Raw genomic sequence first — 7,268 nt, forward strand, 5'->3', positions numbered from 1 at the left:
TAATGTAAACCCGGCACACGGGCAACCCGGACACCGATGTGACCTCCCTGTAGGTGCACCACTGGATTAATACATTTGAACATAACAATTTAAGGTGTGAAACTTTTTTTAATGAAAGTTTCACATTTTTTTTATTTTATAATTCACCAGTGAACACTATTTTTACCAAAACTAAAAAACAATGAAAAACCTTTTACTCCTGCCCTTACTTTTCTTATTTCTGGCTTGTAAAACAACCAATTCAAACCAATCAACAAATTCCGAAAGTAACGTTCAAATAAGTGCCGTTGATTATGAAACCACCATCAATGCTGAAGCACTAAAAGAGCACTTATTTATCATTGCTTCAGATGAAATGGAAGGAAGAAAAACCGGTGAACCCGGACAAAAAAAGGCAGCTGAGTATATCAAGCAATTTTACCTTGAAAACAATATAAAGTCTCCCTTAGGCAAAGATGACTTCTTTCAGGAAGTACCCTCAGATTTTTTTAGAGAAGGCAGCGGAATTAAAGATTCTGAAAACATTATCGCTTTTGTAGAAGGCTCAGAAAAGCCTAATGAAGTTGTGATCGTTACTGCACATTATGATCATGTGGGCATCGACAAAGACGGTAATATTTTTAACGGTGCTGACGACGATGGTAGTGGCACTGTTGCTTTAATGCTTATGGCTAAAGCCTTTCAAAAAGCAAAGAATGATGGAAACGGTCCAAAAAGAAGCATTGCTTTTTTACATGTAACCGGTGAAGAAATTGGGCTTGTTGGATCAAGGTTTTATACAGAAAATCCCATATTTCCATTAGAAAACACCATAGCCAATTTAAATATTGATATGATTGGAAGAATTGATCCTAACAAAAAGGAAACTCCTGAATACATTTATTTAATTGGAAGTGATAAACTGAGTCAGGAATTACATCAGGTATCTGAAACCGTAAATAACACATTTGTAAATCTTGAACTGGACTACACATTCAATGCAGATAATGACCCCAATAGATTTTACTACAGGAGCGATCACTACAATTTTGCAAAAAACAATATTCCGGTAATATTTTATTTTAGTGGTGTTCACGAAGACTATCACAAAATTACGGACACAGCTGATAAAATAGAATATAAACTCTACGAAAAAAGAGCCCGGTTGGTCTTCCATACAGCATGGGAGTTGGCTAACAGAAAAGACAGAGTTGCACTTGACATTACCAAATAATTAAATTGTAATGTATGTAAGTAAATCGTATTGTTAAATTTTGGGTATAACACAAGGATATTCCATACTTTTGCACGGCTAAGAAAAAGAAAAAAGATTATCCTGGATGCGTTATAAATTACCGGTCTTTTTAGTTGTATTGATTCAAAACTTTTGTTTTTCTCAATACATTGAAGTTCAGGACACTTTTTCAGCTCAGCAATTGATTGAAAACATATTGATTAACAGCCCTTGTGCCAACGTGTCAAATTTTTCTGCTTCAGGTTGGCAAGAAGAAAGAAGTTATGGCTATTTCAGTAATACATCAGAAGGTTTTCCGTTTCAGGAAGGAATTATTCTCTCAACAGGTAAAGCAGTTTCTGCTGAAGGACCAAACAACAGCCTTCTTAGTGAAGGCAATAATTCCTGGCAAGGAGATGCTGATTTAGAAAATGCTATTGGTGAATCAAACACTGTCAATGCCACTGTATTAGAATTTGACTTTATACCTATTGCAGATAAAATGATATTTGAATATGTCTTTTCATCTGAACAATATTATGGTTACAACAACCCTAATCAATGCAACTATTCAGATGGCTTTGCGTTTCTTTTAAAGGAAGCAAATAGTCAGGAAAATTATGATAACCTTGCGGTTGTTCCCGGCACAAATATTCCTGTAAAAATTACAACAATTAGAGGAGAAGGGACTATCTGCCCGGCAGCAAATCAACAGTTTTTTGACGCTTTTAATAACACAGAGCATCCAACAAATTTCAACGGCCAAACAAGTGTTTTAAGAGCAGAAGCCAATGTAACACCTGGGATTTTATATCACATCAAGCTGGTGATAGCTGACCAGGAAAATTCATTATATGACTCAGCAATTTTTCTTGGTGGGGGAACCTTTGATGTAGAGACCGATATTGGATCAGATAGACTTTTTGCGACCGGAAATCCACTTTGTTTTGGTGAAACCTTAGAACTCGATGCAACGTATGCCGGTAACAACCAATACCAATGGTTTCGTAATGGAACAATTTTACCTAGTGAAACAAACCCCACTTACACCATAACTCAAGACGGATTTTATGAAGTTGAAATTATTTTAGAAAACTCTAATTGTGATATAAAAGGAACCATTTCAGTTGAATATGAAGAACCTATCACACTTCAAAACACAACATTAATTCAATGTGAAGAAGCCAATTCCGGTTATGCGGTTTTTAATCTCTATGATGCTCAAGAGCAAATTATTGATGGAAATAACAATCTGCAGTTAGAAGCTTTTTTCACAAATCAGCAAAATGCTGAAAACAATACGAACTCTATACAAAATCCCACAAGTTTTACAAACACCGCTGTAAATCAAGTGGTCTATGCCAGGGCAGCATTACAAACCGGATGTTCAGCCATTGCCGCCGTTACTTTAAATACAACCACAAGTTTTTTTACACCCTATGAATTGGTGAATTGCTCATTGTCAAACAACCCCACCATTGCTGCGTTTGACCTTACTGATATTTCTATAGACTTGCAAAATGAATATGGACTAAACCTTCAAGTTTCCTTTCATGAAAATCTAAGTCAAGCCCTGGAAGGAACCGGTGAGTTAAATTCACCATTTATAAATACCAATCCGGTGATGCAAACAATATATGCACGTTTAACTGAAAACGGAAATTGCTCTGGTATTGTTCCGGTTTATCTAACGGTAATTCCTTCACCTCAATTCTCTGGTCCCGAAGAAGTAACTTACTGTTTAAACACTTTTCCGGAACCCATCACTCTTGACTCAGGTGTCATTGGAAATGAAAGTGATTTTACTTTTACCTGGAACACCGGAGCTTTTACATCCACAATTGAAGTAAATGAACCGGGAGTTTATGAAGTTGAAGTTAGTTTTACATACAATTATAACGGAACAAATTACACTTGTTCATCAAACAGAACTATAACAGTTTCTGAATCTGAACTGCCAAGCCTGAGCTATGAAATTTCCGGGAACTATGGAGACCAAACCATTACCATTAATGCAGAAGGAAATGGTAATTACCTATATGCATTAAACAATCCAGATGGACCGTTTCAGGAGAGTAATGTCTTTGAAAACCTAAGTGGTGGTATTTATACTGTTTATGTAATAGACCTCAATGGTTGCGGGGTTAAAAGCTTAAAAACATTTGTCGTAGGATTCCCAAACTACTTTACCCCAAACAGCGATGGGATTAATGACTACTGGACAGTAAAAGGAGTGGACCTTAGAAACAACCTGATAAAAGACCTCGTGATTTTTGACCGCTATGGAAAAATTCTTAACTGGATTGATTTCAGTTCGTTTGGTTGGGATGGCACTTATAAAGGGCGACCGCTTCCCTCTTCAGACTATTGGTTTAAGGCTACATTTGAAGATGGCAGTATTTATCGAGGCCATTTTACGTTGAAGCGCTAGTTTTTTATTAATTTTGATACGCCTTTCGGCGAAAGCCTGTTTTATATTCAATTTATAAGTTTCATGAAATTTCAATTGGTATCAGATTTCAAACCCACAGGAGATCAACCTGCCGCAATTAAAGCACTTACTGAAGGTATTGATTCCGGGGAAAAATACCAAACTCTGCTTGGAGTAACAGGGAGCGGAAAAACATTTACAGTAGCAAATGTGGTTGAGAATGTTCAAAAACCAACATTAGTTCTGGCACACAATAAAACCTTAGCGGCTCAACTTTATGCAGAGTTTAAACAGTTTTTTCCAAATAATGCTGTAGAGTATTTTGTATCTTACTATGATTATTACCAGCCGGAGGCATATATCCCAACCAGCGGAACATATATTGAAAAAGACCTTTCAATTAATGAAGAAATCGAAAAACTTCGTTTGAGCACTACTTCCTCCTTGCTTTCCGGCAGACGTGATGTCTTGGTTGTTGCATCGGTGTCGTGTTTGTATGGAATTGGTAACCCTGTTGAATTCCAGAAAAATGTTATTGAACTTAAAAAAAGCATGATTATTTCCAGAACTAAATTGTTGCATCGGTTGGTTCAAAGCCTGTATTCAAGAACAGAAGCAGAATTTTTTCACGGAAATTTCAGAATAAAAGGTGATACTGTAGATATTTTTCCGAGTTATGCAGATGATGCTTTCAGAATTCACTTTTTTGGGGATGAGGTTGAAGAAATTGAGGCCTTTGATGTAAAAACCAATAAAGTAATCGAAAAATATGAGCGGCTCAATATTTATCCCGCCAATATGTTTGTGACCTCACCAGATGTACTTCAGGGAGCCATCAAAGATATTCAGGATGACCTTATAAAGCAAATTGATTATTTTAAAGAAATTGGAAAGCATCTGGAAGCGAAACGCCTTGAAGAACGAACTAATTTTGACCTCGAAATGATCAGAGAATTAGGCTATTGTAGTGGAATTGAAAATTATTCTCGTTACCTTGACGGTAGGAAACCCGGTACAAGACCATTCTGTTTACTTGACTATTTTCCAAATGACTACCTAATGCTGGTAGATGAAAGTCACGTTTCAATTCCGCAAGTAAGTGCAATGTATGGGGGTGATCGCTCAAGAAAGGAAAACCTAGTGGAGTATGGTTTCCGGCTTCCGGCGGCAATGGACAACCGCCCTTTAAAATTTGAAGAATTTGAAGCATTGCAAAATCAGGTTATTTATGTAAGTGCAACTCCCGCTGATTATGAACTTGAAAAGAGTGGAGGGGTTTTTATTGAGCAAATTATCAGACCTACAGGCCTACTTGACCCTCCCATTGAAGTTAGACCTAGTTTAAACCAAATAGATGATTTATTAGAGGAAATACAACTAACTGTTGAAAAAGACGAACGCGTTCTAGTAACTACCTTAACCAAGCGAATGGCTGAAGAGCTCACAAAATACCTTACAAGAATCAATGTAAGGTGTCGCTACATTCACAGTGATGTGGATACCCTTGAGCGGGTTGAAATTATGCAGGATTTAAGACTAGGAATTTTTGATGTTCTAATTGGTGTAAATTTATTAAGAGAAGGGCTTGATTTACCGGAAGTTTCACTCGTTGCAATATTGGATGCCGACAAAGAAGGCTTTTTGAGAAGTGAGCGGTCATTGACCCAAACCGTGGGAAGAGCTGCCAGAAATCTCAATGGAAAAGCGATTATGTATGCAGATAAAATCACGAAAAGTATGCAAGCAACTATTGATTCCACAAATTATAAAAGAGAAAAACAAACAAAATATAATTTAGACAACAACATTACTCCAACCCAAATCAAAAAAAGCCTAGACAATGCTTTAAGTAAACCTAAAGTAAAAGAATACTCGCTTGAAGACATCTTGGTCCATGCAGCTGAAGATTCTAAAAACCAATACAATACAAAACCCCAACTTGAAAAAAAAATAAGAGAAACCAGAAAAGCAATGGAAACTGCATCAAAAGAATTAGATTTTATTCAAGCTGCCAAATTCAGAGATCAGTTAAAATCTTTACAAAAAAGTATGGAAAACCTTTGATAAATTAATTGCTTAACTTCATTGAAAAAATAGAAGTTAAACTTCTATTAAACCCCCTTTTTCATTTGTAAAGTGTTAATTTTGGTTGTAAATTTAGGGTATTAATAAAAAAACAACATAAACTATGAATATTTTAAATTTAGACAAAGAGAAAACCACCATTACTGTCAATCAACTAAACATACTTTTAGCCGACTTCCATATGTATTATCAAAAACTGCGTAATTTCCACTGGAATATTGTTGGAAAAAGCTTTTTTGACCTACACATTAAATTTGAAGAAATGTATGACGACACCAAACTAAAAGTTGATGAAATTGCTGAACGCATCCTAACTTTAAGGTACCAACCTACCAGTAACTTAAGTGAATACTTAAAAATGTCTAATCTTAAAGAATCAAAGGCCAATCTTAGCGATGTGGAAATGATTGATACTTTAATTGAAGACCACACAAAGCTTTTAAAGCAAATGAGAACTGTTATAGATGCCGCTGATAAAGCAAATGATGAAGGTACGATTGATTTAATTGGAGCCTACATTCGTGAGCTTGAAAAAACAACCTGGATGTTAGACGCTTGGAGAATGAAAACATCAGACAAACACCCTAAAGCATAAATAAAACTAACTAATTAAATGATACATGCTTAATAATTTTAATTTTGATACTGCATTAGAAAAAATATTAGATAAACTTTTAGGATGGGGTGAGGCGATTCTTTTAAAAACGCCTAACCTCATCCTCGCTATTTTGACATTTGTAATTTTTTGGTATGTTGGAAAATACAGTTCAAAATTTATCAAAAATGTTCTACTTAAAAAAGTTGGACAAGAATCTATCAAAGCAATAGTTGCAAGAATTTCATTTATTGTTATTGTTTTAGTAGGATTTTTTTCAGCTTTAGCAATATTGGATCTTGATAAAGTTCTTACTTCAGTTCTTGCCGGTGCAGGAGTTGTTGGTTTGGCCATAGGTTTGGCGTTACAAGGAACATTACACAATACTTTTTCAGGGTTTATTTTATCTTTTCTTCCAAATATTAGAATTGGAGACTGGATTATTACAAACGAACATGAAGGAAGAGTTTTGGACATTAATCTTAGGAGTGTTACAATAATTGAAGCCGACAATAATACAGTAGTAATACCCAACTCAAAAATTATAGACACGCCATTTAAAAACTTTTCCAACACAACGCGTTCTAAAATTACAATTGGTTGTGGTGTTGGGTATGAAAGTGATTTGGAGTTTGTGAAAAAAATTACTATAGAAGCAATAGCTTCTTCATTCAAACAAGGTATCAATGAAGAGATTGAATTGTATTTTACTGAATTTGGTGATAGTTCAATTAATTATATTGTTCGCTTTTGGACCGATGTAAAAGGTAGAAAAGAAATTCTTGACGCACAAAGCCTGGGTATTTTAGCAATCAAAAAAGCCTACAATGAAAACAACATTAATATTCCTTTCCCAATCAGAACATTGGATTTTGGAAAAAATAAGTTTCGCTCTGAAACCATTTAATTAAAAAATTTAAAACAAAAATTTAAATCCTAATTTT

At 35.2% G+C, this 7,268-nt stretch carries 5 protein-coding genes; all 5 read left to right on the plus strand.

Annotated elements, in window-relative coordinates:
* Positions 1-181: 181 nt before the first annotated feature.
* Entirely contained in the window at positions 182-1,213 is a 1,032-nt protein-coding gene (locus AACY61_RS06285; RefSeq protein ID WP_339610730.1) for a M28 family metallopeptidase, read from the plus strand.
* 106 nt (positions 1,214-1,319) lie between these two features.
* Positions 1,320-3,644, plus strand: coding sequence for a choice-of-anchor L domain-containing protein (locus AACY61_RS06290; RefSeq protein WP_339610731.1), 2,325 nt, complete (start codon positions 1,320-1,322; stop codon positions 3,642-3,644).
* A 63-nt stretch (positions 3,645-3,707) separates the two neighbouring features.
* Positions 3,708-5,708 carry an excinuclease ABC subunit UvrB gene (gene uvrB / locus AACY61_RS06295; RefSeq protein ID WP_339610732.1) on the plus strand — a complete coding sequence of 667 codons (2,001 nt, stop codon included), beginning with the start codon at positions 3,708-3,710 and terminating at the stop codon, positions 5,706-5,708.
* Between the two features lie 124 nt (positions 5,709-5,832).
* Positions 5,833-6,324, plus strand: a complete 492-nt coding sequence (locus AACY61_RS06300) for a DNA starvation/stationary phase protection protein (RefSeq protein WP_339610733.1) — start codon at positions 5,833-5,835, stop codon at positions 6,322-6,324.
* 25 nt (positions 6,325-6,349) lie between these two features.
* Positions 6,350-7,231 (plus strand): mechanosensitive ion channel family protein, encoded by an 882-nt coding sequence (locus AACY61_RS06305; RefSeq protein WP_339610734.1) that lies wholly within the window; start codon positions 6,350-6,352, stop codon positions 7,229-7,231.
* Positions 7,232-7,268: the final 37 nt, after the last annotated feature.

Source organism: uncultured Planktosalinus sp. (genome assembly GCF_963973675.1).
In the GTDB taxonomy this organism is placed as follows: domain Bacteria; phylum Bacteroidota; class Bacteroidia; order Flavobacteriales; family Flavobacteriaceae; genus Planktosalinus.

What these genes read in the sequence shown, in the direction of transcription:
- AACY61_RS06285 (WP_339610730.1), top strand. Translation starts at nt 182, where the DNA reads ATGAAAAACCTTTTACTCCTGCCCTTACTTTTCTTATTTCTGGCTTGT.
- AACY61_RS06290 (WP_339610731.1), top strand. Translation starts at nt 1,320, where the DNA reads ATGCGTTATAAATTACCGGTCTTTTTAGTTGTATTGATTCAAAACTTT.
- uvrB (WP_339610732.1), top strand. Translation starts at nt 3,708, where the DNA reads ATGAAATTTCAATTGGTATCAGATTTCAAACCCACAGGAGATCAACCT.
- AACY61_RS06300 (WP_339610733.1), top strand. Translation starts at nt 5,833, where the DNA reads ATGAATATTTTAAATTTAGACAAAGAGAAAACCACCATTACTGTCAAT.
- AACY61_RS06305 (WP_339610734.1), top strand. Translation starts at nt 6,350, where the DNA reads ATGCTTAATAATTTTAATTTTGATACTGCATTAGAAAAAATATTAGAT.